The 25,232-nt window shown below is 60.7% G+C and carries 24 protein-coding genes; 11 read left to right on the top strand and 13 right to left on the bottom strand.

The window, feature by feature from the left end:
- Window positions 1–21 precede the first annotated feature (21 nt).
- From AC2YI2_RS06575 to AC2YI2_RS06545, 7 genes are all read right to left on the bottom strand, one after another.
- Window positions 22–1,212, bottom strand: coding sequence for an NAD(P)/FAD-dependent oxidoreductase (locus AC2YI2_RS06575; RefSeq protein WP_487385637.1), 1,191 nt, complete (start codon window positions 1,210–1,212; stop codon window positions 22–24).
- A gap of 84 nt (window positions 1,213–1,296) precedes the next feature.
- Window positions 1,297–2,553 (bottom strand): hypothetical protein, encoded by a 1,257-nt coding sequence (locus AC2YI2_RS06570; protein ID WP_487385636.1) that lies wholly within the window; start codon window positions 2,551–2,553, stop codon window positions 1,297–1,299.
- A gap of 5 nt (window positions 2,554–2,558) precedes the next feature.
- A complete protein-coding gene (locus AC2YI2_RS06565; protein WP_487385635.1) occupies window positions 2,559–4,256 on the bottom strand; it encodes an Hsp70 family protein in 1,698 nt (565 codons plus the stop codon).
- Window positions 4,257–4,338: 82 nt separating this feature from the next.
- Window positions 4,339–5,097: an N-acetylmuramoyl-L-alanine amidase gene (locus tag AC2YI2_RS06560; protein WP_487385634.1), complete on the bottom strand. Its 759-nt coding sequence runs from the start codon at window positions 5,095–5,097 to the stop codon at window positions 4,339–4,341.
- Window positions 5,094–5,804 carry a TerB family tellurite resistance protein gene (locus tag AC2YI2_RS06555; RefSeq protein ID WP_487385633.1) on the bottom strand — a complete coding sequence of 237 codons (711 nt, stop codon included), beginning with the start codon at window positions 5,802–5,804 and terminating at the stop codon, window positions 5,094–5,096. The genes AC2YI2_RS06560 and AC2YI2_RS06555 overlap by 4 nt, the downstream gene beginning before the upstream one ends.
- Window positions 5,805–5,814: 10 nt before the next feature.
- Window positions 5,815–6,021, bottom strand: coding sequence for a hypothetical protein (locus AC2YI2_RS06550; protein ID WP_487385632.1), 207 nt, complete (start codon window positions 6,019–6,021; stop codon window positions 5,815–5,817).
- Entirely contained in the window at window positions 6,012–6,221 is a 210-nt protein-coding gene (locus tag AC2YI2_RS06545; RefSeq protein WP_487385631.1) for a hypothetical protein, read from the bottom strand. The genes AC2YI2_RS06550 and AC2YI2_RS06545 overlap by 10 nt, the downstream gene beginning before the upstream one ends.
- A 377-nt stretch (window positions 6,222–6,598) precedes the next feature.
- Here AC2YI2_RS06545 and AC2YI2_RS06540 point away from each other — a divergent pair, with 377 nt between their 5' ends.
- Together AC2YI2_RS06540 and AC2YI2_RS06535 are read left to right on the top strand one after the other, a co-directional pair.
- Window positions 6,599–7,810 carry a pyrophosphate--fructose-6-phosphate 1-phosphotransferase gene (locus AC2YI2_RS06540; protein ID WP_487385630.1) on the top strand — a complete coding sequence of 404 codons (1,212 nt, stop codon included), beginning with the start codon at window positions 6,599–6,601 and terminating at the stop codon, window positions 7,808–7,810.
- A 273-nt stretch (window positions 7,811–8,083) separates the two neighbouring features.
- Window positions 8,084–8,932 (top strand): transglycosylase SLT domain-containing protein, encoded by an 849-nt coding sequence (locus tag AC2YI2_RS06535; protein ID WP_487385629.1) that lies wholly within the window; start codon window positions 8,084–8,086, stop codon window positions 8,930–8,932.
- Between the two features lie 10 nt (window positions 8,933–8,942).
- Here AC2YI2_RS06535 and AC2YI2_RS06530 read toward each other — a convergent pair whose 3' ends face one another.
- Both AC2YI2_RS06530 and AC2YI2_RS06525 read right to left on the bottom strand, forming a co-directional pair.
- Window positions 8,943–10,358 (bottom strand): serine hydrolase domain-containing protein, encoded by a 1,416-nt coding sequence (locus tag AC2YI2_RS06530; RefSeq protein ID WP_487385628.1) that lies wholly within the window; start codon window positions 10,356–10,358, stop codon window positions 8,943–8,945.
- A 98-nt stretch (window positions 10,359–10,456) separates the two neighbouring features.
- The gene (locus AC2YI2_RS06525; RefSeq protein WP_487385627.1) at window positions 10,457–12,040 is read right to left on the bottom strand and encodes a putative bifunctional diguanylate cyclase/phosphodiesterase; all 1,584 of its coding nucleotides are present in this window, start codon (window positions 12,038–12,040) and stop codon (window positions 10,457–10,459) included.
- 163 nt (window positions 12,041–12,203) lie between these two features.
- Between AC2YI2_RS06525 and AC2YI2_RS06520 the strand changes: the two genes are divergently transcribed.
- The 5 genes from AC2YI2_RS06520 to AC2YI2_RS06500 all read left to right on the top strand — a co-directional run bounded on the left by AC2YI2_RS06520 (window position 12,204) and on the right by AC2YI2_RS06500 (window position 17,405).
- The gene (locus AC2YI2_RS06520; RefSeq protein WP_487385626.1) at window positions 12,204–13,454 is read left to right on the top strand and encodes a BtaA family protein; all 1,251 of its coding nucleotides are present in this window, start codon (window positions 12,204–12,206) and stop codon (window positions 13,452–13,454) included.
- Complete coding sequence (locus AC2YI2_RS06515; protein WP_487385625.1) at window positions 13,451–14,110, top strand: class I SAM-dependent methyltransferase; 660 nt, start codon at window positions 13,451–13,453, stop codon at window positions 14,108–14,110. The genes AC2YI2_RS06520 and AC2YI2_RS06515 overlap by 4 nt, the downstream gene beginning before the upstream one ends.
- 177 nt (window positions 14,111–14,287) lie before the next feature.
- Entirely contained in the window at window positions 14,288–15,076 is a 789-nt protein-coding gene (locus tag AC2YI2_RS06510; RefSeq protein WP_487385866.1) for a glycoside hydrolase family 25 protein, read from the top strand.
- 106 nt (window positions 15,077–15,182) lie between these two features.
- Window positions 15,183–16,379 (top strand): lytic murein transglycosylase, encoded by a 1,197-nt coding sequence (locus AC2YI2_RS06505; RefSeq protein ID WP_487385624.1) that lies wholly within the window; start codon window positions 15,183–15,185, stop codon window positions 16,377–16,379.
- A 93-nt stretch (window positions 16,380–16,472) separates the two neighbouring features.
- Window positions 16,473–17,405: a DMT family transporter gene (locus AC2YI2_RS06500; protein WP_487385623.1), complete on the top strand. Its 933-nt coding sequence runs from the start codon at window positions 16,473–16,475 to the stop codon at window positions 17,403–17,405.
- Window positions 17,406–17,797: 392 nt separating this feature from the next.
- Here AC2YI2_RS06500 and metF read toward each other — a convergent pair whose 3' ends face one another.
- Both metF and AC2YI2_RS06490 read right to left on the bottom strand, forming a co-directional pair.
- A complete protein-coding gene (metF, locus tag AC2YI2_RS06495) occupies window positions 17,798–18,688 on the bottom strand; it encodes a methylenetetrahydrofolate reductase [NAD(P)H] (RefSeq protein WP_487385622.1) in 891 nt (296 codons plus the stop codon).
- Window positions 18,689–18,690: 2 nt separating this feature from the next.
- Entirely contained in the window at window positions 18,691–19,704 is a 1,014-nt protein-coding gene (locus tag AC2YI2_RS06490; RefSeq protein WP_487385621.1) for an ArsR/SmtB family transcription factor, read from the bottom strand.
- Between the two features lie 215 nt (window positions 19,705–19,919).
- Here AC2YI2_RS06490 and AC2YI2_RS06485 point away from each other — a divergent pair, with 215 nt between their 5' ends.
- On the top strand, window positions 19,920–20,165 hold the full coding sequence (locus tag AC2YI2_RS06485; protein WP_487385620.1) for a hypothetical protein: 246 nt from the start codon (window positions 19,920–19,922) through the stop codon (window positions 20,163–20,165).
- Between the two features lie 383 nt (window positions 20,166–20,548).
- Here the strand turns inward: AC2YI2_RS06485 and ettA are convergent, their stop codons facing one another.
- Both ettA and AC2YI2_RS06475 read right to left on the bottom strand, forming a co-directional pair.
- Entirely contained in the window at window positions 20,549–22,198 is a 1,650-nt protein-coding gene (ettA, locus tag AC2YI2_RS06480) for an energy-dependent translational throttle protein EttA (protein ID WP_487385619.1), read from the bottom strand.
- Window positions 22,199–22,294: 96 nt separating this feature from the next.
- Window positions 22,295–22,912, bottom strand: coding sequence for a ribonuclease T2 family protein (locus AC2YI2_RS06475; RefSeq protein ID WP_487385865.1), 618 nt, complete (start codon window positions 22,910–22,912; stop codon window positions 22,295–22,297).
- Here AC2YI2_RS06475 and AC2YI2_RS06470 point away from each other — a divergent pair.
- The 3 genes from AC2YI2_RS06470 to AC2YI2_RS06460 all read left to right on the top strand — a co-directional run bounded on the left by AC2YI2_RS06470 (window position 22,803) and on the right by AC2YI2_RS06460 (window position 25,145).
- Window positions 22,803–23,063 (top strand): hypothetical protein, encoded by a 261-nt coding sequence (locus tag AC2YI2_RS06470; protein ID WP_487385878.1) that lies wholly within the window; start codon window positions 22,803–22,805, stop codon window positions 23,061–23,063. The two genes, AC2YI2_RS06475 and AC2YI2_RS06470, sit on opposite strands and share 110 nt — an antisense overlap.
- Before the next feature lie 202 nt (window positions 23,064–23,265).
- Complete coding sequence (locus AC2YI2_RS06465; RefSeq protein ID WP_487385618.1) at window positions 23,266–24,210, top strand: alpha/beta fold hydrolase; 945 nt, start codon at window positions 23,266–23,268, stop codon at window positions 24,208–24,210.
- Window positions 24,207–25,145: a DMT family transporter gene (locus AC2YI2_RS06460; RefSeq protein ID WP_487385617.1), complete on the top strand. Its 939-nt coding sequence runs from the start codon at window positions 24,207–24,209 to the stop codon at window positions 25,143–25,145. Before AC2YI2_RS06465 ends, AC2YI2_RS06460 begins: the two co-directional genes overlap by 4 nt.
- Window positions 25,146–25,232: the final 87 nt, after the last annotated feature.

The following is a 25,232-nucleotide window of genomic DNA, read 5'->3' as shown; positions in this document are numbered from 1 at the left end:
CAAAATCGGCAAAATAACTGATCAGAGAAATTGCGGAGTAAAATCCGCACGGTACGCCTGGTCGATGATTCTGCCATGCAGCAGCAGTTCTGCCCCAAGCCGGCCGATCTCGTCCGAACTCTTGGCGGCTGCCCCGCATCCGCCAGCCATGACCGCGATCGACGAGGCCGAGGTCCAGCCGATCGCCGGATAGCCGGTCGGCGTGTAGGAGACGACGCAGGAGTCGGTATGGATCCGAGATATCTTCAGCCCCGGCAGTAGATTGACCATGTTGTGGATCAGATGTTTCCGCGCTTCGGCATCGCCCTCTGTCTTGAACCAGTTTCTTACGTCTGGCTCGGTTTCGAGCGATATATCAACGACATCGCCGCCGATCTTGAGATAGGTCTTGCCATCGGGATAGCGGATCGGCGGCAGCATGTAGACGCCGAGCATGGCATCTTCGGGTTTGAAGATCATCGAAGGCATCTCCGCCAGCCGTTCAGCCTCCGCCTCGTCGACTTCGAAGAAGGCGACCGTCCGGGCATAGACATTGAGGTCGAGCGGATCGGGCAAAAGGCCTTGCTTGTTGCTGAAGCCGCCGGCTGCGACCAGCACCTTCGCTGTCGTGATGACATCGCCGTTATCAAGCACGATCTCGGCATGACCGTCGCGCTGATGGATCGCCTCCACTTGCTTGCGAAGCACCGTGCCGCCGGCAAGCTCGGTAAGGCGCGTCTGGGCCGCGACCAGATTGCGCGGGCTGACATGGCCAGCACCCTTCGGCTCGAACACGGCCTCGGACCCTTGTGGGAAGGAGAAATATGGGAACTTCTCCGCAAGTCCGGCATCATCGAGCAGTTCGATCTCGACGCCGAGCTTTGCCGCGCTATCGCGCACACTGACCATATAGTCTTGGCTCGGGCCGGTCGTCAGCCCTGAGACCAGGCAGCCTTTCTCAGAGAAGAAGGTGATGCCGCTGCGCGTCTCAATATCGCGATAGCGCGCGATCGAACGATTTGCAAAGCGCGCCCAGTTCTCGTCCGGATCGATCGTCCTGGTGATGCGACCCTCATCGTAGTGGCTCCCGAAGACGCCATCATGCGTCGCGCGATCCGCCGGCTCATCGGGGCCGATCAACACCACGCCGGGAACCTGTTCCGCGAGATGGCGCGCCGCCGCCGCGCCGGTGAGGCCACGTCCGACGATGGCGTACTGAAACTGAGGGGTCATGAGAACTCCGGCAATTCGACTCGCTCCCTTATGGAGCAGATGCCGGCCTCGCGGCAATGGCCCTGATGTCGGCGCGAACGCTCGCTAGCGAGCCAGAACCCGCACGATGCCGGCGGCAATCAGGATGATTGTGCCAACCCATAGGCCGGAAGAATTCGGCTGGCCCCATGACTTCAGATTGGCCTGAATTTCGGCCGATCCCCTGCGCTCATTGGTGAGCTTGTGCACGCGCGAGACAAGCGCCTGAACCCGTATCCGTCGCCAGTTGAAAGCAAGCGCGCCGGCGGTGATGAGATAGACAGTCGAGGCGAGTTGGCCATAAGGCACATTCATACCCTGCACCCGCATGACATGAAACGCCGCTGTCGCAGCGACAAGGATGATGATCAGCGCGGCGAGCCCCGTGAGCCGATAATAGAGAGCAAACGGCAGCGGAAAAAACAGTGCGAGCCACGAAAAACTCCAGGGAAACGAGTCCTTCGCCCTCGCTTCGCGATAATAGTCGAGCATTTTCAGGTCATCGCCCCAGGCCGCCTCGACATAGGCCGGCTCGATTGGCTCGACATTGATGACCGGCCGCTCCGCCGGTTGCGGCATTGACTCACGGCCAACGGCAATTGTGAGAGCACTCAAAAAGTCGCGCGCATCTTCTTCACCCAAATATTCGAGCAAAACCGTGTCCTGGTTCAAGATGCCGAAGCGGCTTTCGAAATCGCGCAGGATCGCCGCATAGTCACCCAATGGCCCGGCATCACGACCACGGGGATCGACCTGCCAATTCGACACGTCGGGCAATTCACCGGCTTGCCGCTTGATATCCTCAAGAAGCCGCGGCAGGACCGTCCACATGTTGTAGTCATGGTTCGAGAGGGCGTCCGCCTCCATGGCGTCGAAAAGCTCAGACCATTGAGCCTTGAGATCGCGCCAGGGGTGGGCCTTGCCCACACCATCCAGCATCTCCGCGATATCGGGAGACCCATCGTCCACCATCGCGCCTGAAGCTTCAAGCAGTTCGCTGAGATTCACGGTGCCGACATCTGCCGCCGCAGGCGGTTCGGGGTCCGGCGGCTCGACGATCGGTTCAGGCGTCGGCGTATGATCGACCGCCGGCTCAATCACCTGTTCAGAAGGTCCCGGCGCGACCACTTCGACGGCCTTCGGCGGATTGACGTAGCGGCATTCGGCCAGCGCGGCGTCCCGCGCTTCGCGCAAGGCCTGAAATCCCGTGGGATCCTCGTCGGGTCGCGTGACGCGAAGTTTCACCGCATAGGCCTTGCGGATCTCGGCGGCGTCGTTCGTCGGCGAGATTTCGAGCACCGACCAGGGATAGCGCAGCGCCATCGCCCTCAGCCCCGCGTGAAGACGAATTTGTCGAAGCGATCGAGGAATTCGCGGAACTCCTGCCTGATGCGCTCGACGTCGCGCAGGCGCTGATCCTCGATGGCCGCATGGAACTGCATCAGGCCCTCGGAGATCGCGTTGCGGTCCTCGTCGAGCGCCTCGGCATAGAGCCGTTCGGCGCGAGCAATCAGCGCCTTGTTTTCCGCCTGGTCGCGCGGCGCGAGCTTGAGCAGCGCGAGTTCGGCAAAGCGAGCGGCGAGATCGGCTTCGCCGAGCCCGATGCTGTTGGCGAACACGGTCTTGAACACCTGCCTGGTCGAATTGACTGTCGCCTCGACCTCCAGCGCGCCGTTTAGGTCGTAAGTAAAGCGGACATCGACGGTCTCCTCGCCCGCCGGCTTCGGCGGCACCCTCACGCGCATATTGCCGATCAGGATATTGTGCTCGGGCCGCATGTTCTCGCCCTGATAGACGCGCAGGTCGATCTCGGTCTGGTTGTTGTCGAGCGTGACGAAGGATTCCGAGCGGCTGATCGGCACGGTCGCATTGCGTTGGATGATCGGCGACACCACGTCCTCGCGCCGGCCATCCGGCCGGCTCCGCATTGTGCCGATGCCGAGGGTGAAGGGGCAGACATCGGTGAGCAGCACATCCTCGACCGCCGCCGCGCGCGCCTTGAGTGCCGCCTGGATGACGGCACCCTGGGCCACGACTTCGTCCGGATTGATGCCGGCATAGGGCAGCTTGCCGAAGAGACGCGCGATCATCTGGCGGATGGCCGGCATGCGTGTCGCACCACCGACCAGCACGATGGCATCCAGCGCGTCGGGCGCGATGGTCGAATCCCGCAGTGCCCGCTCCAGCGGCTGACGCAGGCGCCGGAAGAGGTCGGCGCATTCGATCTCGAAATCGTCGCGGGTAATTCGACCTTCGAGCGTGGAGTTCGAAAGCGTGATCCGGTACTCGACCTCCTGCCGCGCCGTGAGTTCGAGCTTGACAGCCTCGGCGCCACGAATGAGGCGGGCAAGTTCGACGCCTGCCAGTGTCGCGATGTCAACCTGGCCCTTGCGGCACAGCAGCCGTGCCAGCGTATTGCTGAAATCGTCGCCACCGAGAAAGTTGTCGCCGGCCGAAGCGCGAATCTCAAAGACCCCGTCATATTTGTGCATGACCGACACGTCGAAGGTGCCACCGCCAAGGTCGAAGACCAGGAATTGCCCCTCCTCACGTGTCTCCAGACCATAGGCCAGCACGGCTGCAGTCGGCTCGTTGATCAGCCGCTCGACCTTGAGGCCGGCGAGCCGGGCCGCATGGATGGTCGCCTTGCGCTGGACATCGTTGAAATAGGCCGGGCAGGAAATCACCGCCTCGGTGACCGCCTCGCCATGCTGGGCGCGGAAATCGTCCATCAGCGAGCGCAGGACAAAGGAAGAAAGGTCCTCGGCGCGGAACGACTGGCGGCCGAGCTTTACCACCTTATCGGTGCCCATCCAGCGCTTGAAGGACATGACGGCGCCTTCGGGATTGGCCAGCGCCATTTCGCGCGCCGTCTCGCCGACGACGATGTCGCCGTTGGCGCCGATGGAGACGGCCGATGGCGTGAGGAAACTGCCATGGCCGTTGCGGATCAGGTTCGCCTTACCGTCTTCAAATACGCCGATGAGTGAGTTGGTCGTTCCAAGATCTATGCCGATGATCGCCATTCGAAACTACGGATTTCCTTCTGCGTCCCGCAGCAGACTGAATACCGGTTACAATGGAGGCCGACAACAGAAAGTTGCCAAGTCAGGCGCCGGGCAAAGCCTTGAGCAGCCGATGCAGGGTGTCTATTGTCGAAGCGTCGGCAATGCCGTCGACGCGCTCTTGGCGATAGTGGCGCTGGAACGCTTCGACGACGCCCCGGGTTCGCGCGCAATAGTCGCTGCTCACCGGCACGTCGTAGCCGAAGAGCACGAGCATGGCCTGGAGCGCCTCGACCGGTGGGCCGCCGTCGCCCTGCTGGAAGAAGCGCCCGCCGGCAACGGGACTCGGTTCAACCCAATGCCCTATGCCCGAAGCAGCCAACGTCGCCCATGGGAATCGCTCGCCGGGATCGATCTTGCGGACCGGCGCGACGTCGGAATGGGCGAGCACGCGTTCGGGCACAATCGCATTGCGATCGACAATATCGCGACAGAGTTCGATGACAGCCGCAACCTGCTGCGCCGGAAAGTCCGGCAGGCCACCGGGATGGCCCGGATTGGCGATCTCTATGCCGATGGAGGCGGAATTGATATCCGTCTCGCCCTTCCAACAGCTCTTGCCCGCATGCCAGGCCCGCGCGGACTCAGGCACAAGCTGCAAGACGCGGCCATCCTCGAAGACGAAATAGTGGCTTGAGACCTCGCTCTCGGCTCTTGTCAACCAGTCGAGCGCACTGTCGGCCGTCGGCATGCCGGTATAGTGCAGGATCAGCATGTCAGGCACACGACCATCGCTCCGCTCACCAAAATTTGGTGAGGGTTTGACGTCGGCACGATTGAAGTCCGGCGCGAAGCCGCTCATGCCGCCTTAAGCTCTCGCTCGATTGCTGCATAGGCCGCGTTGTAGCGAGCCATGCGGTCATTGGCGATGACATGGAAACTTGCCGGCACGCCCCGCGCGATCAGGCGGTCTGGGTGATGCTCCTGCACCAGGCGATAATAGTGTTTGCGGATGGTCGGAAAGTCATCGTTTCGCGAAACACCGAGCACGAGATAGGGGTCACGCCCCTCGACATGGACGTGGCGCTCTATGATGCGCTCGAAATGCTCGTCGGAAATACGGAAGATCGCAGCGATACTGGCCAGGAACCCGACTTCCTTCTCATGGATGGCGCCATCGGCTTTGGCGATATGGAAGAGCCCGTCCAGCACATTCTCCAGCACTGGGCAATTCGCGTTGCCGGAACTGCAGAGGCCCGAAAGCTTCTCGGCATAGGCCTCGTAGCCCGCAACATCCTGCTTGGCGAGATTATAGAGCCGCGCGACATTGCGCGCTTCGCCCTCGGGGAACTGGAAGATCTCGCGGAAGGCGTCGATCTCGTGTTCGGTCACGATGCCATCGGCTTTCGCCATCTTTGCAGACAGAGCAATGACTGCAACCGAGAACGCCACCTGACGGCGCGTTTCCGGGTCACCTTCAAAAATTGTACGGATTGCCTCGACCAGGCCGGAAAGTGCGTTTGTGGCGGTCTCGGTTATGGCATTAAGCAGCTTTTCCCAAAAGGACATCGAACGGCTCTCAAATCATTCCGGTTTCAAGGACCGGAACATATGAAGATTCCACAATAATGACTGCAAATGCAAGGCGCGGCGAGGATGAAATTTTCGTAATGCCCTGCCAGCCGGAATGATGATTGTTCGAGACTGTCGTGGCGAGAAAGAAAAAGCCCGAGCGCACGGCCCGGGCCTTCCAAAACTCAAGCTTGCGCCCGCCGATCAGGGGCAAACGCGCGTCTTGGTGATGATCGTCTTGCGGTTCTTGATCACCTTGACAGTCTTGTAATAGCAGGGCTGGCGGATGATCACCTTCTTGACCACGGGCACGCGCGGCTTCACGATCACCTTGATGCTGTCGGCCGAGGCCGGAGCGCTGAAAGTAATGGCGGCGGCACAGGCCATGGCAGCGGCGATAATTGTCTTCTTCATATTTCAATCTCCAGGATTCAGGGCACTACACCGAGCGGTATCCGTGCACGTAATGGATCATTCGGGTGAAAAGTTCCCTCAACAACCAGTCTCCCGATTCGGTAATAGAAAAATGCCCGCGGGAGCGCAAGCAGTCCGGCATCGCTACGATAGAGCAGTTAAGATCGACTTAACCATTGTTTCATTCCGTTCATCCTGCGGAGCGCAAGACTTTTCGCATTGACCCTTCTGCCGTGGGGCCGTGCGGGTGCTGGATCAAACGGTCGCAAACTGGACTTTCATGTCTCAAGGAAATTCATGATTTCTTCACTTTACTAAAGCGATGGGCTATTCCATCCATTCGCCCGCAAATGGATATCGCCTGGAGAAAATCGATCATGGCCAAACAGAAAGCCGCATTGCTCACTGCCGGCGGGCTCGCCCCGTGTCTTTCGTCCGCCGTCGGAGGATTGATCGGGCGATATAGCGACGTGGCGCCGGATGTCGAAATCATCGCCTATCGCTCTGGATATCAGGGCGTCCTGCTCGGCGACTCCATCTCCATCACCAAGGACATGCGAGAGAAATCCCACCTGCTCCATCGCCATGGCGGCTCGCCGATCGGCAACAGCCGCGTGAAGCTGACCAACGTAGCGGACTGCGTGAAACGCGGCCTCGTCAAGGAAGGCCAGAACCCGCTCCGCGTCGCGGCAGAGCAACTGACCAAAGACGGCGTCACCATCCTGCACACGATCGGCGGCGACGACACCAATACGACTGCGGCTGACCTCGCCGCCTACCTCGGCGCCAATGGCTACAATCTCACGGTCGTCGGCCTTCCGAAGACTGTCGACAACGATATCGTGCCAATAAGGCAGTCGCTCGGCGCCTGGACGGCGGCCGAAGTCGGGGCGCATTTCTTCGACAATGTCTCGAACGAGCAGAGTGCCGCACCGAAGACGCTAGTGGTTCACGAAGTCATGGGCCGCCATTCTGGCTGGCTCACGGCCGCGACCGCCAAGGCCTACATCGAGAAGACCAGGAACAATGAGTATGTCGAAGGGCTGATGATGAATTCTCAGCTCAAGAATATCGATGCCGTCTATCTCCCCGAAATGACCTTCGACTTCCAGCAGGAGGGCGAGCGGCTGCGCAAGGTCATGGAGCGGCACAGCTTCGCCACCATCTTCGTCTCGGAAGGTGCGGGTCTTGATGCGATCGTCGCCGAGCGCGAGGCATCCGGCGAGCAGATCAAGCGCGACGCCTTCGGCCATGTGAAGATCGATACGATCAATGTCGGCAACTGGTTCTCGAAGAATCTCGGCGGCCTGATCGGCGCCGAGCGCGCCATGGTGCAGAAGTCCGGCTACTATGCCCGCTCTGCTCCGGCCAATGCCGAGGACCTGCGACTCATTCAGGGCATGGTCGACCTTGCCGTCGAAAGTGCGCTCAACCGCGTCTCCGGCGTCACTGGCCATGACGAAGACAAGGGCGGAAAGCTCAGAACCATTGAATTCGAACGCATTGCCGGCGGGAAGCACTTCGATCCGTCCATCCGCTGGTTCGGCGAAATGATGGGCGCCATCGGCCAGCCCTGGAGTGCAGCGTAACGCTTGATCCGACGGATTTCCGGGAAGTGTTGCCGTTGCGCAAGCCTCGGGTAACACTTCCTTAACTCTATGAATTCATAAAGGATTAACTATAAGGTACCGCTGAAATTTCGCGACCTCTGATCGCACGGATCATCGCCATGCCTGCCTCTGGTTGCAAAGTGACTTTTGGCGGGTTGCCGCCCAAAAGTTAATGAGGTATCAGGGCGTAACGATTTGTGAAGACTTACCTCGCGCGGTTGGCGGACCGGCAGGCAAACACGGACGGGCAAAATGGGGCAGACTCTGAAGCTGGCGACGAAGGCGTTTATGGCCACCGGCGCCTTGGTTCTGGCGGCATCCTGCAGCAGCACGGCACCAGTCTACACGGCGGTTCCGAGTAAGAAGCCCACGCAGGAAGAGATCGCCATGCTCAACCAGCTTCAGGCGACCGACACGACCGCTCTTGCAAGTCCTGACACCGTAGCACTTCAGACCCAGCCGAGCGATATGGCGACCGACCAGAGCGTCGCGATGGCCTATGCCATTCCGCAGCCCAAGCCGGCGACGGTGACTAACGATGCCGCCCAGGCGATCGACACCAATCTGGCACTTTCGACGACGACGAAGACCGCGGTCAAGACCCGCAGCATTGAGATCGCAGCTGTTGATCCGGCGATACTCCAGCTTCAGCCGGCAAGCCAGGATCCGGTCAAGGCCGAAGGCGTGACTACCAACGCCATGCTCGAGACCAAGACGCAGAATCTCGATCCCTTCGTCTCCTCCACCAAGAATACCAATCTCAACCAGCTCATCGCCAAATATTCGGCCCTCTATGACGTGCCGGAGCACCTTGTGCACCACGTCGTCCGCCGTGAAAGCAACTACAATCCGACGGCTGTTCACAGCGGTAACTGGGGTCTGATGCAGATCCGTTACAACACGGCCAAGGGCATGGGCTACGACGGCTCGCCGACCGGCCTGCTCGACGCCGAAACCAATCTCAAATATGCCGTGAAATATCTCCGTGGCGCATGGATCGTCGCCGACAAGGATGCGAAGAAAGCCGACTGGCTCTACCGCACCGGCTATTACTTCCAGGCCAAGAAGAAGGGCCTGCTCGACGAAACGGGCCTGAGATAGGCCCTTCCCCTTATTGCTCTTCAGGCGGTATGCGCGGCTGAAGTTCCGGATCCGGAACCGGCTCGCGCGCGGCAGTCACCAGCTTTTCCAAGAGTTTCGCCGGGCGATATTTCAGCCGTGACGGCGTGAGGCCAAGCCGTAGCACGACCAGGCGCTCCGACGGCACGATCGCCATCGATTGCCCATCATGGCCGACCGCCCAATAGGTATCGGCGGGCAAGGCGAACGGTTCGTCACCCTTGCGCTCGCCGCTCTCCATCTTCCAGGCCAATGCGCCGGTATAAACTCCGCCGGACAACTCCGTCGCCGTCGACACACGCTGGATATATTCCGGCGACAGCACCTGTTCGCCATTCCACTGGCCATTGTCGACAAGCAGCAGCCCGAACCGCGCCCAATCGCGCGCTGTCGCATACATCAGCGACCCGCCGGAGAACGTTCCCGCCTCATCCGGCTCCATCACGGCGCTCGTCATGCCGATACGGCCGAAAAGTGCCTTGCGCGGATAGGCGAGTGCCTCCTTCTGGTCGGTGAAGGTGTTCATCCAGAGCCGCGTGAGCAGGACAGCTGAACCCGTCGTATATTCCCACTTCTCGCCGGGCTGGGCCTCGAGCGCTTTCGAGCCGACGAAACGCGCCTGATCAGGTTCCAGAAAGAGCATCCGCGTCACGTCATTGACGTCGCCATAGGTCTCCTCAAGGTCGAGGCCGCTCTGCATCGCAAGGAGGTCGGAAATCTTGATCTTGGCGCGATCGTCGGTCCATTCGGGGAACAGCTTGTCCTGATCGTAGGACAGCTTGCCCTCGGCGATCCGCGCCGCGATCAAGGCGCCTGTCACCGTCTTGGTCATCGACCAGCCCAGCAGTGGCGTGGTCTCGCTGAAGCCTTCGCCGTAACGCTCCCCGATGATACGGCCGTCCTTGACCACGACGATCGCGCGCATATCGGGACCAGCGAGGTCAGGGTCTGCGAGCAGAGCCTGCACCGGGTCGCTCACCGGCTTGCTGACCTGATCGCCAAGTGGCCATTCGAGTTCAGACTTCTCTGCTTTGGGGATTTCCGCGAGCGCGACGGCCCGCGCCGCAGCCACGTTGCCATCAGGCACCGCGACACAGCCAAGGCCGGGGCGATAGAGCGCCGTCTGCTGAGCGACGAAGCCAAAGAGCCTGGTCGTGATTGAATCTTCGCCCCTTTCGAAGGACACGTATTTCAGGAGCGGATGACCCGGCGCCTGAACATCCTTGCTCAGCACTTCCGCTGGATCACGGCCGGCGACGAACGTGTTGGAACACACGATCTTTGCGGCATAGGCGGTGCCAACTCTCAACAATTCCGGCGGAAAGAAATAGAGCCAACCGATGGCTCCGACGACGATGGCAGCGAGCGCCAGCCCGAGCCATTTCAATATCCGCGCGACAATCCGCATGCGTCACTCCTGTTCGTCCCGACTTAATAACCGAGTGGGAAACGAATTGCGATGATTGCGGAAAATCAAATCGTGGATGGAGCTGTGGACGGACGATGTCATGCACTGACGCGCAGGGCCGTCTCGGCAAACGAGCCGGACTGGCTGTATGCGAGCGCGCTCGCGGCACTGGCCGTGAGCGGCCGCGAAATCAGGAAACCCTGTACGTCTGCGGCGCCGAGCATGCGCACCGCTTCAAGCTGGTCCTCATTCTCGATGCCCTCGACCGTCGTCTGTATCCCGAAGATCTGGCCGAGCCTGAGGATGATCTGGACGAGTTCGGTCTCGCGCCCGCCTTCGAGCATGGCTTGCGTGAAGGACCGATCGATTTTCAACCGATCGATCGGAAACTGCTTGAGATGGTTGATGCTGGAGAAACCCATGCCGAAATCGTCGATGGCAACCTTCACACCGAGGTCGCTGAGTTCGGACAGCCCTTTCCTGATAATGGCCGTGTCGATGGTGAACGCCGCTTCAGTGATCTCGATGGTCAGGCGGCTTGGCGCGACGTTGTGGATCTCTAGCAGCGTTCTGATGTGGTCGACAAATCGCGCATCGCAAAACTCGTCACCGGTGACATTCACCGCCACGCCGATCGCCTCAGGCCAGCGGCCGGCATCCTCGATGGCACGACCGAGAACGAAACGGCCGAGAGCCAGCATATGGCCCGAACGTTCGGCGATCGACAGGAAATGCTCAGGACTCAGAACACCACGTTGCGGGTGGCGCCAGCGGGCAAGCGCCTCAAAGGCGGCAATCTCGCGCGTCGTCGCGTTCACGACCGGCTGGTACTCGACAAAGAATTCCTCGCGCAGCAAACCGGAGGCGATTTCCTGTTCCGTCCGCATGCGTTCCTGCATGCCGCTCGCCAGAACACGATCGTGAAAAACATGCGCCGATCCGGCGATGTCCTTTGCAGCATAAAGCGCGAGGTCGGCACGCTTGATGACATCGGGCATCGAGAAGTCGTCCGCCTCGAAATAGGCGATACCGATGGAAACGCCGATCACAGCGCGACCTGCTCTCAGCTCGAATGGTTCTGCCGCGCGCAACTCAACCGAACGGCAGAGCCTCTCCAGATCGACATCGCTGGGCGATCCGGCAACCGTCACCACGAATTCGTCGCCGCCGAGGCGGAATATCCGTGCCTGAGGGCCGACTGCGCCGGTGACCCTGATTGAGAACAGCTGCAACAGTTCGTCGCCCGCATCATGACCCAGTGTATCGTTGACATGCTTGAACTTGTCGAGGTCGAGCAGCAGAAAAGCGGGCCGCGACCGGCCCTTCCTCCGCGCCATGGCAAAGCGCTCGATTTCCCGTTCCAGCGAGGCCCGGTTCGGCAACCCGGTCAGCCGATCATGCAGCGATAGATAGAGCAGCTCACGCTCGATGACTTCTCCCGCGCTGAGCCTGATGAGGAGCCGTTCTCTGCTGCGCCCGAACAGGAAAAAGACTGTCGCCATAAGGAGAGGCAATGCGAAGAGCAGCGCACGGAACGGCTCGTCGAGACGAAGCTCAACCGCACGGTTGCGGTGCAAGAGAAATTCGGCGACGAGCCCGAGAATGGGGAACAGTGACCCTAGCGCCAGGCCAACGATCGCATATCGCTGGGAAACCCCTGGCAGCAAAGCTCGTAACATCATGTTAGCAGCTCCTGCGACATACAGATGACGCTATCGGGCAAAAATTAATTTTCCCTTTTGATGTCCGGCCGTTGCGGCCGATCAACAGGCTATCTTTTGGACTGTCATTAAACCTTCGTTGAATCGCAATATTCCCCGGCCATCGCAATCGAGGGGAGCTGGCATGACGCAAGCGCTGAAGAAGAAGAAGAAATTCGGGCTCGACGAGCGGCTCAAAGGCGCGCTCCTGCAGCACAGGGCATTGAGTTTCGACGGCATGTCGGAACGGCTCTTTGGCCTGCTCTTCTCCGGCTTGGTCTATCCGCAAATCTGGGAAGACCCCGACGTCGACCTGCTCGCCATGGAACTCACCCCGGAGCATCGCATCGCGACGATCGCATCCGGCGGCTGCAACATGCTGAGCTATCTCGCCAAGGGCCCGGCTTCGATCGATGTCGCCGACCTCAACGCCAGCCATATCGCGCTCAACAGGCTCAAGATCGCAGCCTTCGCTCATTTGCCCGGCCATCCCGACGTGATGCGTTTCTTCGGCATCGCCAACGAACCGTCAAACGGCCAAGCCTACAAGCAGTTCATCGCACCGCATCTCGATTTCGAGACCCGACGCTATTGGGAAAAGCGTCGGCTCAACGGCCAGAAGCGCATCGACGTCTTCAACGGAAATTTCTACCGCACCGGCCTGCTCGGCCGCTTCATCGGCGCGAGCCACATGGCCGCCCGTCTCTACGGCGTCGACCTCACCGAGATCATTGAGGCGCGCACGATCGAGGAGCAGCGCGAATTCTTCGACCGCAAGATCGCACCGATCTTCGACCGCAAGGTCGTGCGCTGGATTACCGCGCGCAAGAGCTCGCTTTTCGGTCTCGGAATCCCGCCGCGGCAGTTCGATGAGCTGGCGAGCCTCACCGACGACAGGTCATTGGCCAACGTGTTGCGCGAACGCGTCGAAAAGCTCGCCTGCCATTTCCCGCTCAATGAGAACTACTTCGCCTGGCAGGCCTTCGCTCGCCGCTATCCCAGGCCCGAAGAAGGCAAGCTGCCGCCCTATCTCACGCGCGAGAGCTATCAGCCGATCAAGAACAATCTCGACCGCGTGACGCTCCATCATGCAAATTTCGAGGCCGTTCTCGCGACGAAGCCTGATGCCTCCATGGATCGCTTCGTGCTGCTCGACGCACAGGACTGGATGACCGACCAGCAGCTCAACAGCCTGTGGCGGGAAATCACCCGCACGGCGCGCGAAGGCGCCCGCATCATCTTCCGTACGGCCGCCGAGAAGAGCATCGTCGAAAACCGGCTCGCAACCGAGGTCGACCGCCGCTGGATCTATCTCCGCGAACGCTCGGAACAGCTCAACCGCAAGGACCGGTCGGCGATCTATGGCGGCTTTCACGTCTACGAGCTCGCGAAATGACCGCCGCGCCGACGATGACGCGGAGCGATCACTCCCGGCTGATGGACCGGGTCTACCGCCGGCAACGACACATCTATGACCTGACCCGAAAATACTATCTTCTGGGCCGCGACCGGATGATCCACGGGCTCGACATGTCCGAAGGTCAAAGCCTGCTCGAAGTGGGCTGCGGCACCGGCCGCAATCTGGCTGTTGTTGCCAGCCACTATCCCATGACGCGCCTCTTCGGCCTCGATATCTCCTCGGAGATGCTGGCGACGGCACGTGGCAAGCTCGCCGGCCTTCCCCATGAGGTCACGCTCCGGGAACTCGACGCAAGCCGCTTCGTGCCAGCCGATTTCGACGAGCCGGGCTTTGACCGCATCATGATTTCCTATGCGCTGTCGATGATCCCGGATTGGGAGAAGACGATCGCCGCCTCGCTCGCAGCACTCAAGCCGGGCGGCTCGCTCCACATAGCCGATTTCGGCCAGCAGGAGGGACTGCCGCGCTGGTTTGGCGCGCTGCTGCGAGGCTGGCTCCGGCGATTCCATGTCACCCCGCGTGCCAATCTCGAATCGGCTTTGCGGTCGACGATCGAGGGCGCACCCTACCGACTAGAGTTCTCAAGCCATGCACTCGGCTATGCCTGGCTCGCTGTCATCAGGCGATTGTGAATCGAAAATGGTCCGAGGCTTGCGTTACAAGCCCGGTCCGTATCGATTTGGCTTGAAACTAACCCAATTTTTACGATGATATGGAAGAACGGAGGTTCAATCCTCCTACGGCAGACATTGCGCGGGCAGCGCGTGGGGCTCAGGAGGCAGTGTGTGTCGCGTATCATCGGGGGAACAATGCGGATTCTCGCAGTTGCTATCCTGCCTCTGCTTATGGCTTTGGCGTCCTGCTCGTCCACGGATTACGATCTCGTGGAAACAGCATCCATATCCCCAAAATTCCAGGACACCGATCCACAGAATTTCGGCAAGATCACACCGCACCATCACCCGGTGCATGGCATCGACGTCTCCAAGTGGAATGGCGAGATCGACTGGATGTCTGTGAAGAACTCCGGCGTATCCTTCGTCTTCATCAAGGCGACCGAAGGCAAGGATCGGTTCGACGACAAGTTTAACCAGAACTGGCAGGGTGCGCGGGCGGCTCGCATTCCATACGCGCCCTATCACTTCTATTATTTCTGCTCGACCGCGGACGAGCAGGCCGACTGGTTCATCCAAAATGTGCCGAAGAGCGCGACATACCTTCCGCCCGTTCTCGACGTCGAATGGAATGGCGCTTCCAAGACCTGCAAATACCGCCCGTCAAAGGTGACGGCTGTTTACGAACTCAAGAAGTTCATGGACCGGCTGGAAAAGCATTACGGCAAGCGCCCGATCATCTACACGGCCGTCGACTTCCACCGCGATATCCTCGTCGGCGAGTTCGACAACTATCACTACTGGCTGCGCGCCGTCGCCCAGCATCCGTCCAAGGTCTACGATCGCGATCGCTGGGCCTTCTGGCAGTATACATCCACCGGCCAGATCCCGGGCATCAAGGGCGACACGGATATCAACGTTTTTGCCGGCACGCGCAAGAACTGGCAAAAATGGGTGAAGTCCGCCGCCGCCGAAAGCAACTGAGAACAGGTTCTCAACAGGCGGAATAAGGATAAGGCAGACTTGCATCTGCCTTAATCTTCTGGAAAAGCTTCTGCACCCCAAAGAAGCCAAGTCCAGAAGGTCTTCCATGACGCGCACCACCGCCGCCACCGCTCTCCTTATCCTCTCCGTTCTCGCCGTCCCCGCCCTCGCCCAAGAACAGCCGAAAGCGCCCTGCGGCGGCGATCTCAGCACTTTCCTGGATGGTGTTCGTGCCGACGCCACGGCGAAGGGCATTCCTGCTGAGGCCATCGACCGCGCGCTGGCCAGCGCGCAGATCGACAAGAAGGTGCTGAGCCGTGACCGCGGACAGGGCGTCTTCCGCCAGACCTTCCTCGAATTCTCCAAGCGCACTGTCTCCCAGGCGCGCCTCGACATCGGTCGCCAGAAGATCAAGCAATATGCCGACACTTTCGCCAAGGCCGAGGCCGACTACGGCGTGCCGGCACCTGTCATCACCGCCTTCTGGGCCATGGAAACCGATTTCGGCGCCGTGCAGGGAGACTTCAATACCCGCGATGCGCTGGTGACGCTGGCCCATGATTGCCGTCGTCCGGAACTCTTCCGCCCGCAGCTTCTCTCGCTCATTGAGATGGTCCAGCACGGCGACCTCGATCCGGACGCCAATACCGGAGCCTGGGCGGGCGAGATCGGCCAGGTGCAGATGCTGCCCAGGGACATCATCGCCTTCGGTACCGACGGCGACGGCGACGGCCATGTCAACCTGAAGAAGAGCGAAGAGGATGTGATCCTCACTGCCGCCCGCTTTATCCAGAGCCTCGGTTTCAACAGGGGTGAACCCTGGATCCAGGAAGTGACCATTCCCGACAATCTCCCCTTCGAGAAGACCGGCCTTGGCGGCCCCCTCACCGCCGCCGAATGGTTTGCGCTCGGTGTCCAGCCGCGCGACGGCAATACCAGCTTCGGCCATCTCAAGGCAGCCATCGCCTTGCCGCAGGGTCGCAAGGGACCGGCCTTCATGACCTATCCGAATTTCGGCATCTATCTCGAGTGGAACCAGTCCTTCATCTACACGACCTCCGCCGCCTATTTCGCGACGCGGCTCGCCGGCGCCGGGACCTACCAGAAGGGTAACCCGGAAGCCGGCCTTTCTCCCGACCAGATGAAACAGTTGCAGGAAAAGTTGCAGGCACTCGGCCACGATGTCGGCAAGATCGACGGCATTCTCGGCGGCGGCACGCGCGTCGCGATCCAGAAGGAACAGGCGCGGCTTGGTATGCCCGCGGATGGCTGGGCCACCCCGGCGCTGCTGAACGCACTCTGACCCGAATATCCATGCCGGTCGCCGCCCGGCTTTCGGGTGGCGCCCGCGCGTTGGGTTCGGATAGGACGCTCCAGCAGACAAAGGGCGTCGAGAATGAGCAACCAACCTTCCTCCCAAATTTCCGGCAATGCATGGCTGATGCTTCTCGGCCTCGGCCTGCTCTGGGGCGGCTCATTCTTCTTTGCCGGCGTCGCGGTGCAACACATTCCGCCCTTCACCCTCGCCTTCCTGCGTTTCGCGCTCGCGGCGCTGGCGCTCCACATCTTCATCGCCGGCCGTTACGGGATCTACGGCGTGATGAGAGCGCGCTGGCGCCCCTTCCTGATCCTTGGGCTCTTCAACAACGTCCTGCCGCACAGTATGATCTTTCTCGGCCAGACCGAGATCGGCGCCGGCCTCGCCTCAATCCTCAATGCGACGACGCCGATCTGGACTGTCATCGTCGCCCATCTCATGACCGAGGACGAGAAGCTCACAAGCCGCAAGATGATGGGTACGCTGATCGGCCTTGTCGGGACGGTCATTCTTTTCGCGCCGCAGCTGACGATCGGCGCCGATGCGCCACTCTGGGCGATGGCGCTGCCGCTGGCCGCGGCGATCTCCTACGGCTTTGCCGCCGTCTGGGGTCGGCAGTTCCGCGATGTCGCACCGGCCGTCACTGCAACCGGGCAATTGACCGCCTCGACGCTGATCATCCTGCCGCTGGTGCTTCTGCACGACATGCCCTGGCAACTACCGCTGCCACCTGCGGGCGCGTTCGGCGCGGTTCTGGCACTGGCCTTGCTCTCGACGGCGCTCGCCTACATCATCTATTTCCGCCTGATCAGCACCGCTGGCGCCACCAATGCCTCACTGGTGACACTGCTGGTTCCGCCGAGCGCGATCTTGCTCTCAACCCTCTTTCTCGGCGAGCGCCTGGGGCCAGAGGACTGGCTTGGTCTTGCGTTCATCATCCTTGGCCTCCTCGTCCTCGACGGCAGGTTGATGCGCAGAATCACCCAAGCACGGGAAACGGGCGCGAAGTGATCCGGGCGGAGACGTCAGCGCCACGACGCAGCCGAAAATCTTAACCCTGACGCTAGCCGCGACAAAATAATTACAGGCGGCAAAAATCCAGATGTTTCATGAGATTGGACGAAGATTCGTCATCAATTTTTCACAATCATGTTGCGGCGCGGCATAGATTCCGCTTTTCAACCATCAAAAATTAACCCTTAATGCCCGGGTCAACACAGACCAAGGAGGCCACGATGGGGCTTACAAATTCCTTTAATGCCGTGTTGGTAGGAGCAGCTTTTGCCTTCGTCGCACTGATGATCTTCATCTGACGGCTGCAAGGTCCGGGACAACAAAGCGTCCGGAGACAAATTCAAGAAAAGGGTGCCGCGACAGAGCGGCGCCCTTTTTTTTCGTTTGCTTCAGGCCGCTCGGCTGGCCGCTGCACCGCGCTCGCTGAAGAGGCCGGTGCGCTCCAGAACGTCGGAAACCAGCGGCGCCCGATTCATCGTGTAGAAATGGAATTCCCGGATGCCGAGACGCCTGAGGCCCTCGACCTGGCGCGCCGCAAGTTCCGCCGCCCGGACTGCGTGTTCTTCGGGCTTGTCTTCGACCGGGGCCAGCGCCGCATCGACGAAAGCTGGAACGGTGGCACCGCACAGCCGGGCAAAACGCTTGACCTGGGCCAGATTCTGGATCGGCAGGATGCCGGGTACGACGGGAATGGTGATGCCGGCCGCGGCCACGCGGTCGAGATAGCGGGCAAACACGTCATTGTCGAAGAAGAACTGGGTGAGCGCCCGGGTCGCTCCGTTATCGGCCTTGCGCTTGAGCATGTCGATATCGGCAACCGTGTCCGCACTTTCGGGATGCTTTTCCGGATAGGCCGAGACAGAAATCTCGAAATCGCCCATGGCGCGCAATCCGGCCGTCAGCTCCGCCCCGTTGGCGTAGCCGCCGGGGTGAGGCTGATAGGCTGTGCCGATGCCGCCATGCGCGTCCCCGCGCAAGGCGACGAAATGCCGGACGCCCGCGGCCCGGAACTCGGCTACGATATCGGCCACTTCTTCACGCGTCGAGCCGACGCAAGTCAGGTGCGAGGCAGCGGCAAGACCGTTTTCCGCAATCATCCGCGCAACCGTCGACAGCGTCGTGTCGCGCGTCGAACCGCCGGCCCCATAGGTGACCGACACGAAATCGGGTTTCCAGCGCTTGAGCGCATCCACCGCGATCCAGATCTGCCGCTCCATCTCGTCCGACTTCGGCGGAAAGAATTCAAAGGAGAGTTTGACGTCGTCGTTGCGGCTGTTCATCGTCAGGCCCTCCTGCTGGCAATTTTCAAGGTCGAGTCGTCGGCGATTTCCATCCGGCGGTCACGCGCCAGCCAGATCGTGACTGTCAGCGCCTCCTCGCCCTTCTCGGGCTGGAGATCGCGCGTTTCGATCACTTCGAGGCCCGCGGCCTTGAGCCAGCCGGCCATCGTCTCGCGCGAAAAGCCGAGACGCGCGTGATGATGCTCGATGCGGAGCGCATCGATGCCGTGCGGCGCGAAATCGACGATCAGCAGCCGGCCACCCGGGCGCAGCATGCGGGCCGCTTCGTTGATCGCAAATTGCGGCTCGTCGAGATAGTGCAGCACCTGATGAATGGTGACGAGGTCGAAGCCGCCGCCTTCGAGCGGCAGGTTGAAGATGTCGCCGAGCCGGATCGATGCCTTCGATATGCCGGACTTCTCGAGATTGGAGCGCGCCACAGCCAGCATTTCGCGACTGGCGTCGATGCCCATGCCATGACGGTAGATGCCTTCGAAGAGCTGCAGCAGCCGGCCCGTGCCCGTGCCGAGATCGAGCAGCGAATCCACGGGGCGGTCGCCGATCATGTCGCGCAGCGCGCTTTCGACCTCGGCCTCGCTCACATGCAGCCGCCGCAGATTGTCCCAGCTCTGGGCGTTGCGGCTGAAATAGGCCATCGCCTTGTCGGCACGCGCGGCACGGACCTGACCGAGCCGGCTCTGGTCGCGCGCGATGACAGCGTCACCGCTCGATGCTTCCTCGACGATGCGGCGGGCAAGCTGCGCCGCGTCCCCTTCGCGTCGCAGACGAAACCACGCCCAGGCGCCTTCCTGGTAGCGCTCGATGAGGCCCGCCTCGGTGAGCAGCTTGAGGTGGCGAGAAATGCGCGGCTGCGACTGGCCAAGGATGTCGGTGAGATCGCTGACGGTAAGGTCGCCCGACGAGAGCAGCACCAGAAGCCGCATCCGGGTCGTCTCGGCCGAAGCCTTGAGGACATCCACCAGCTTGTTCAACGAAAGGCTCGACCGTGAACTCATTCAACACCCAATCAACATATAAAGATATCTTTATGTGATTTCGCGACGAGGCGCAAGCAGAAAATGGAATGTCGCTTTCGGCACATTGCGACAGGCCTTGCTTCATGTTCCCGCAGAAACAGCGGCGATCCATCGTTTGTGGGAAAACAGGCTCAACGGATGAGAGAAAACATCCAGCGAAACGAAACAACAACCCATATCTCTAGGAGAGATCCATGAAAAAGTTCATCATCGGCGCCACCGCCGCCCTCGTCGCCACCGTCTCCCTCGCATCGGCTGCTGAAGCAGGCTGGAAGTGGAAGCACAAGCATCACAATCACGGCTGGAAGCGTCATCATTGGGGTGTCGTGGTCGTGAACCCGGGCTATGGCTACGACGACGACTACTGCTACGTGAAGAAGATCAAGCGTTACGACGATTGGGGCAATGTCTACATCAAGAAGGTTCGCGTCTGCGGCTGATCCCGCCCCCCTGAATGCCGGAGAGGCCGCCAGATCCTCCCCCCTGCAAGCGGCGGCACATTCCTAGCTCGCGATCACGCCAGCTAATCTCCGAGGCAGACCCGGCGCGCTCCACCGCCGGGTTCTGTCTTTTTGACGTTCGACGAAGAAATCTGCCAGCGTGGGCAGCGACAAGGCGAAGGCCGTCGGCAAGCGACGCACAGAATGGTTGCGCAACCGATGCCTGTGAACTGCCCTGCCCGGCAGGCGGATTGGGCAATAACGTCAAGGGCCGGCGAGGGACCCCGTCTTGCCCCCTCCTTCACGATACAAGAGAGCCACGCACCGTTTGGCGCGTGGCTCTTGATATTTGCCTCTGCGAACGTGGGCCCGGTCGCTATCGCTTAGCGCGTCAGGCGCTTGTAGGTAACCCGCCCAGGATTGACGGATTCGGGGCCCTTGCGACGAATCTTGTCCTGTTCGTAATCCTCGAAATTGCCCTCGAACCACTCGACATGGCTGTCGCCCTCGAACGCCAGGATATGGGTCGCGAGCCGATCCAGGAACATGCGGTCGTGGCTGATGATAACAGCGCAGCCGGCGAAATTCTCGAGTGCATCCTCGAGCGCCGCGAGCGTTTCGGTATCGAGGTCGTTGGTCGGTTCGTCGAGCAGCAGGACATTGCCGCCGGATTTCAGCATCTTGGCGAGATGGACCCGGTTTCGCTGGCCGCCTGAGAGCGTGCCGACCTTCTGCTGCTGGTCACCGCCCTTGAAGTTGAAGGCACCGCAATAGGCGCGCGAGTTCATGTCGAATTTGCCGAGCTTGATAATATCGACGCCACCGGAGATTTCCTCCCACACGGTCTTGCTGCCATCGAGCGTATCGCGGCTCTGGTCGACATAGGAGAGTTGGACGGAATCGCCGATCCGGACGGCACCGGAATCGGGTTTCTCCTGGCCGGTAATCATGCGAAACAGCGTCGACTTGCCGGCACCGTTCGGACCGATAACACCGACAATGCCGCCCGGCGGCAGCTTGAAGGTCAAGTCGTCGATCAGCACCGTGTCGTCGTAGCCCTTGGAAAGGCCCTCGACCTCGATCACCACGTTGCCAAGACGCTCGCCCACCGGGATGATGATCTGCGCGTCTCCCGGCCTGCGGTTCTCCGCTGCTTCGACCAGTTCGTCATAGGCCCGGATACGCGCCTTGGACTTGACCTGACGTGCCTTCGGGCTTGCCCGGATCCATTCCTGTTCCCGGGAGATCGCCTTCTGGCGCGAGGCGTCTTCACGGCCTTCCTGCGCCATGCGCTTGGCCTTGGCATCGAGGTACTTCGTGTAGTTGCCCTCATAAGGAATGCCGCGACCGCGGTCGAGTTCGAGAATCCAGTTGGTGACGTTGTCGAGGAAGTAGCGATCGTGGGTCACCATCAGCACGGAGCCGGGATATTCGCGCAGGTGCTTCTCGAGCCAGGCGATCGTCTCGGCGTCGAGATGGTTGGTCGGTTCGTCGAGCAGCAGCAGGTCCGGCTTGGAGAGCAGCAGTTTGCAAAGCGCCACTCGCCGCCGCTCACCACCGGAAAGACCATCGATCTCTGTATCTCCGGGCGGGCAGCCCAGGGCCGACATCGCCATTTCGACTTGAGATTCGAGGTCCCAGAGATTCTGGCTGTCAATGACGTCCTGGAGCCTGGAGCTTTCGTCTGCCGTCTCGTCGGAATAGTTCATCATCAGTTCGTTGTAGCGCTCAAGGATCGCGGTCTTGGCCGCAACGCCCTCCATGACATTGTCGCGCACATTCTTGTTCGGATCGAGTTGCGGCTCCTGTGGCAGGTAGCCAAGCGTGGCGCCATCGGCCAGCCACGCCTCGCCCGACCATTCCTTGTCAAGACCAGCCATGATCTTGAGCACCGTGGACTTGCCGGCGCCATTGGGGCCGAGGATGCCGATCTTGGCGTCTGGGTAGAAGGAGAGGTGGATATTCTCCAGAACCTTCTTGTTACCATAGGCCTTGGTCAGCCCGGCCATGTGGTAGATGAATTGACGAGCCATGCGCGTGATTACTCCGGATGAGATCTGGCGGAAATTTTGTCCGTCTTTATGCGATTACTCTCCGGCGTTCAATGACGATCGGCGCATGGCTCGCGATCACTGCAGGCCCGCCTCGTCGACGACACCTTCCGCACATCCGAACTTCGTCTCCTTGGCTGCCGCGATCAAGGTAGCAAGATCGTCCCCCTCGCCTTCGACTTCGCCGAGACCGATGGTTAGGCCGGTAATAACGCGCCGGTCACGATCCTTGCTGCAGCGCATCTTGACGCGATTGCCCGCGCCGGCGCCGAAGGCAGCGTCAAACGCGGCCTTGACTTCCTCCTCGCGGATCGTGCCGCCAAGATTATCCTCGAAGAGCTTCCGAACCTCGGAACCATTCAGGACAGCCAGCATCTTGAGGGCCCGGCCGTAATACTCGTCGGCGACCATTCCCGAGCAAGTGCCGTACTTCACCCATTGGTGACGATCATAGCCCGATGCAACGCCCGGCATCGCCTTGGCGAGTTCGAGCTTGACGTCCTCGGCCAGGGAAAGTTCCGGCATCGACAGCCAGTCCTTCTTCTTGTCCTGGTCACGCAAACCCGTCTCGACGCCGCAGTAAATCTTGCGCATGCGCCAGAGCCCGCTCAGCGAAAACTGCCTGGCATCGACGCTCGATGCCGTCTGGCGAGCACACTCAGGGGTTTTAGATTGTTTTTCGCAGAAACCCGGCATCCAGGTAACGCCGAGAATCATCGCGGTCTTTGCCGTCGATTTTGTCATTTGTGCGGGATTATCGACCGTTTCCACCGGATTCGCCGAAGCCGGGGCGGAAAACGAGCCGAAAACAGAAAGAAACATGCCTATTGCAGTCAACAATGCGTAGTCCCTGCCCGATCTGAACATTGCCATCCCCTAATAAGTGAGAGAACATAACATGTACATTAGAAATACATTACAAGAATGTTTGCAAGTAGAATCTGCATGTAGACCGAAATTTTTACAACCAGACGCAGCATGGTTTCGAAAGCCCTCTTTCCGAGGCAAAGCGTGTCTGCTACCGCTCGGGCAACGGGGAGGCCGAGCCCATGGCGTTCGAACAGGAAATCGCGCTCGAAAGTCCGAGCGGCGCGACGGTTAACATGCGACATCAGCCAGCAGAGGGCAACAGGCATGGCCTCATCCTTCTCTGCCATGGCCTGGCAGAGCATTCGCTGCGCTATGCGCGGTTTGCGCATTATCTCTCGACCCGTGGTTATGAGGTTTATGGCTTCGACCATCGCGGGCACGGAAAGACCAAGGCGCCGGATGCGCCGCTCGGACGCTTCGCGCAAAGGGACGGCGAGGCAAGGGTGCTTGCCGATCTTGCCGCGGTCCGCGCCCATGCCACCGCAACCCATCCTGGCCTCCCCCTGATCCTGTTCGGCCACTCCATGGGCGGCATGATCGCCACGCGCGCCGCCGAGACGCAGCCGCACGCCTATGGCGGTCTCTGTATCTGGAACTCGCATCTCAATCCGGGCATCGCCGGACGGGCGGGCATCGCAATTCTGAAGGCGGAGCGCTTCTTCAAGGGCTCCGATGTGCCGAGCCGCTTCGGTCCCGCATTCACCTTCGACGCCTGGGCCAAATCGGTGCAGAACGCGCGCACCGATTTCGATTGGCTGAGCCGCGACGAGGCAGAGGTCACGAAATATATCGCCGACCCGCTTTGCGGTTTCGATTGCTCGGTGTCGCTCTGGATCGACCTGCTTGGCATGGCGCTGGCGGGCGGGCATCGCGAAAATCTTGCGCGCCTGCCGAAAGACCTGCCGATCAACCTGGTTGGCGGTGGGCAGGATCCGGCGACCGATCGGGGCCAGGCAATGTCGTGGCTCGCCGCACGCCTCAAGAGCCTCGATATCAATAATGTTCATTTGACGATCTATCCCGAGATGCGTCACGAGACGCTCAACGAAATCGGCAGGGAGCAGGCAATGGTGATGCTCGCGGATTGGGCCGATGGCGTCGTCGCGGCGAGAATGGTCAAATGAGTCTATCTGCAGCGTCCCTTTCCTGGCGAGACCGCATCGCCGGCTCGGGCGTGTTCCTGATGGTGGCATCGGTCGTGATCGCGCCGATGATCGATATCTTCTCGAAGCTCGCGACGGCGACTGTACCCGCCGCGGAGATCACGCTCGGTCGCTTCGTCGTGCAGGCGGCACTGATGCTGCCCTTCGCGATGATGCGCGGCCGCGTGTTCAGCCGTTCCCTGAAGCATGTGAGCCTCCACATGCTCCGCGGCCTGATTCTCACCATCGGCATGATTTCCTTCGTCCTTGCGCTGAAGAGCATGCCGATCGCCGACGCCATCGCCATCTTCTTCGTCGAGCCAGCAATACTGACGCTAATGAGCGGCGTCTTCCTGCGCGAGCATATCGGCTGGAAGAAGATCACTGCCTGTGCGACCGGCTTCGCCGGATCGCTGCTGGTCATTCAGCCAAGCTTTTCGCAATTCGGCCTGGTGGCACTCCTGCCTGTTGTCACCGCCTTCACGGTCGCGACCTTCATCCTGCTGACGCGCGCACTCGCCCATATCGAAGATCCCTGGTCCGTGCAGTTCCAGTCGAGCTTCTGGGCGATCGGCATTGCAATCGTGATCCTCCTGCTCGGCGAGGGAACGGGCTCCGAGATCATCGACCCCGTCATGCCCGATCTGCAATCGCTCATCTTCATGGGCTGTGTCGGCATCGCTGCCGCGCTCTCGGGCATTCTCGGTGCTTACGCCTATCGCGCCGCGCCAGCCTCGATTCTGGCGCCGCTACAATATTTCGAAATCGTCTCGGCCTCGATCCTTGCCTATTTCGTGTTCGGCGATTTCCCCGATGCCCTCAAGTGGCTCGGCATTGCCACCATCATCGCGTCGGGGATCTTCATTATCATCAAGGGCGGGGAACGTACGCCGCCGTCACCGGAAACGACGATATGAGCCGGATTTCGCGTGGAGGCGCTTGCGCCCGGGTGACGCCGAACGCTATCAGCGTTAGGACACCCGAACATCTTTCGGACCCAAGGG

It is taken from the genome of Rhizobium sp. SRI_017, assembly GCF_057586295.1.
The sequence above is the reverse complement of the archived record's forward strand: the minus strand, read 5'-3'. Positions and strand labels throughout refer to the sequence as shown.

Bases quoted from the DNA above. Each gene is read 5' to 3' on its own strand.
- AC2YI2_RS06525 (WP_487385627.1), bottom strand. From the start codon at position 12,040: ATGATGTTACGAGCTTTGCTGCCAGGGGTTTCCCAGCGATATGCGATC.
- AC2YI2_RS06575 (WP_487385637.1), bottom strand. From the start codon at position 1,212: ATGACCCCTCAGTTTCAGTACGCCATCGTCGGACGTGGCCTCACCGGC.
- AC2YI2_RS06490 (WP_487385621.1), bottom strand. From the start codon at position 19,704: ATGAGTTCACGGTCGAGCCTTTCGTTGAACAAGCTGGTGGATGTCCTC.
- AC2YI2_RS06460 (WP_487385617.1), top strand. From the start codon at position 24,207: ATGAGTCTATCTGCAGCGTCCCTTTCCTGGCGAGACCGCATCGCCGGC.
- AC2YI2_RS06555 (WP_487385633.1), bottom strand. From the start codon at position 5,804: ATGTCCTTTTGGGAAAAGCTGCTTAATGCCATAACCGAGACCGCCACA.
- ettA (WP_487385619.1), bottom strand. From the start codon at position 22,198: ATGGCTCGTCAATTCATCTACCACATGGCCGGGCTGACCAAGGCCTAT.
- AC2YI2_RS06530 (WP_487385628.1), bottom strand. From the start codon at position 10,358: ATGCGGATTGTCGCGCGGATATTGAAATGGCTCGGGCTGGCGCTCGCT.
- AC2YI2_RS06465 (WP_487385618.1), top strand. From the start codon at position 23,266: ATGGCGTTCGAACAGGAAATCGCGCTCGAAAGTCCGAGCGGCGCGACG.
- AC2YI2_RS06505 (WP_487385624.1), top strand. From the start codon at position 15,183: ATGACGCGCACCACCGCCGCCACCGCTCTCCTTATCCTCTCCGTTCTC.
- AC2YI2_RS06475 (WP_487385865.1), bottom strand. From the start codon at position 22,912: ATGCCGGGTTTCTGCGAAAAACAATCTAAAACCCCTGAGTGTGCTCGC.
- AC2YI2_RS06540 (WP_487385630.1), top strand. From the start codon at position 6,599: ATGGCCAAACAGAAAGCCGCATTGCTCACTGCCGGCGGGCTCGCCCCG.
- AC2YI2_RS06535 (WP_487385629.1), top strand. From the start codon at position 8,084: ATGGGGCAGACTCTGAAGCTGGCGACGAAGGCGTTTATGGCCACCGGC.
- AC2YI2_RS06545 (WP_487385631.1), bottom strand. From the start codon at position 6,221: ATGAAGAAGACAATTATCGCCGCTGCCATGGCCTGTGCCGCCGCCATT.
- AC2YI2_RS06500 (WP_487385623.1), top strand. From the start codon at position 16,473: ATGAGCAACCAACCTTCCTCCCAAATTTCCGGCAATGCATGGCTGATG.
- AC2YI2_RS06560 (WP_487385634.1), bottom strand. From the start codon at position 5,097: ATGAGCGGCTTCGCGCCGGACTTCAATCGTGCCGACGTCAAACCCTCA.
- metF (WP_487385622.1), bottom strand. From the start codon at position 18,688: ATGAACAGCCGCAACGACGACGTCAAACTCTCCTTTGAATTCTTTCCG.
- AC2YI2_RS06515 (WP_487385625.1), top strand. From the start codon at position 13,451: ATGACCGCCGCGCCGACGATGACGCGGAGCGATCACTCCCGGCTGATG.
- AC2YI2_RS06570 (WP_487385636.1), bottom strand. From the start codon at position 2,553: ATGGCGCTGCGCTATCCCTGGTCGGTGCTCGAAATCTCGCCGACGAAC.
- AC2YI2_RS06520 (WP_487385626.1), top strand. From the start codon at position 12,204: ATGACGCAAGCGCTGAAGAAGAAGAAGAAATTCGGGCTCGACGAGCGG.
- AC2YI2_RS06485 (WP_487385620.1), top strand. From the start codon at position 19,920: ATGAAAAAGTTCATCATCGGCGCCACCGCCGCCCTCGTCGCCACCGTC.
- AC2YI2_RS06565 (WP_487385635.1), bottom strand. From the start codon at position 4,256: ATGGCGATCATCGGCATAGATCTTGGAACGACCAACTCACTCATCGGC.
- AC2YI2_RS06510 (WP_487385866.1), top strand. From the start codon at position 14,288: ATGCGGATTCTCGCAGTTGCTATCCTGCCTCTGCTTATGGCTTTGGCG.